The sequence below is a fragment of the Pseudomonas sp. HMWF006 genome (assembly GCF_003061205.1).
In the GTDB taxonomy this organism is placed as follows: Bacteria; Pseudomonadota; Gammaproteobacteria; order Pseudomonadales; family Pseudomonadaceae; genus Aquipseudomonas; species Aquipseudomonas monsensis.
Genome location: NZ_QAIU01000054.1, coordinates 1 through 1,471, shown reverse-complemented (window position 1 = coordinate 1,471; position 1,471 = coordinate 1). Strand labels below are relative to the sequence as shown.

At 62.6% G+C, this 1,471-nt stretch carries 1 protein-coding gene; it reads left to right on the top strand.

The window, feature by feature from the left end; translation table 11 throughout:
* Positions 1-1,355: glutamate--cysteine ligase (gene gshA, locus DBR24_RS02085; protein ID WP_128613750.1), on the top strand; the 1,355-nt coding region annotated here is incomplete at its 5' end.
* Positions 1,356-1,471: the final 116 nt, after the last annotated feature.

Genomic DNA, 1,471 nt, shown 5'->3' with positions numbered 1-1,471 from the left:
ACCCGGCAGACACCCTGGCGAGCCTGGACAAGATTCATCGCTTTGCCTACAGCAAGCTCGGCAACGAGTACCTGTGGAGTCCGTCGATGCCGTGCCCGTTGCCGGCCGAGGAAGACATCCCGATCGCCTATTACGGCACCTCCAACATCGGGCAGCTCAAGTACGTCTATCGCAAGGGCCTGGCCCTGCGCTACGGCAAGACAATGCAGTGCATTGCCGGGATCCACTACAACTTTTCCCTGCCGGAAAAGCTCTGGCCGCTGCTGCGCGAAGCCGAAGGTTTCGTCGGCACCGACCGCGATTTCCAGTCATCGTCCTACATCGCGCTGATCCGCAACTTCCGTCGCTACAGCTGGCTGCTGATGTACCTGTTCGGTGCCTCGCCGGCGCTGGATGCAGGTTTCCTGCGCGGTCGTTCGCACCAGTTGGAACAACTGGACCCGGACACCCTGTACCTGCCGTACGCCACCAGCCTGCGCATGAGCGACCTCGGTTACCAGAGCAACGCCCAGGCCGGCCTGACGCCGTGCTACAACGATCTGTCGAGCTACACCGACAGCCTGCGCAAGGCCGTGGCCACGCCGTACCCGCCGTACGTTGAAGTCGGCACGCACAAGGATGGCGAGTGGGTACAGCTCAACACCAACATCCTGCAGATCGAAAACGAGTACTACTCCAACATCCGCCCGAAACGCGTGACCTACACCGGCGAACGGCCGATCCAGGCGCTGATGGCCCGTGGCATCCAGTACGTCGAAGTGCGTTGCCTGGACATCAACCCGTTCCTGCCGATGGGCATCGACGTCCCCGAGTCGCGCTTCCTCGACGCGTTCCTGCTGTACTGCGCGCTGAACGACAGCCCGTTGCTGACCAACACCTCGTGCGGCAATGCCACTTCGAACTTCCTCAGCGTGGTCAAGGAAGGTCGCCGACCGGGCCTGCAATTGCAGCGCGACGGACAGCCGGTCGAGCTGAAGACCTGGGCCGCCGAGTTGCTGGAACAGATCGCGCCACTGGCCGCCCTGCTCGATCAGAGCCACGGCGGCGATGCGCACAGCAAGGCACTGGATGCGCAACTGGCCAAGGTCAGCGACCCGTCCCTGACCCCGTCGGCGCAGGTGCTGGCGGCGATGGCCGAGCACAAGGAAAGCTTCGCGCAGTTCTCCCTGCGTCAGAGCCAGGCCCATGCCGAGTTCTTCCGCAGCGAGCCGTTGGCGGCGGAAGATCAAGCGAAGTTTGAGGAGCTGGCGCGTTCGTCGCTGGCGGCGCAGGCTGAGCTGGAGCAGAACGAGGTTGGGGATTTCGACGTGTTCGTCGGTTCGTATCAGGCGAGCATCCTGGCGATCAGCAATTAAAAGCCCCTCACCCTAGCCCTCTCCCAGAGGGAGAGGGGACTGACCGGGTTGTTGATGCGAAGTGCACCGACCTGAAATACCGCGTCGAACTCAGGCCTTGAAAAGCACAGAGATTG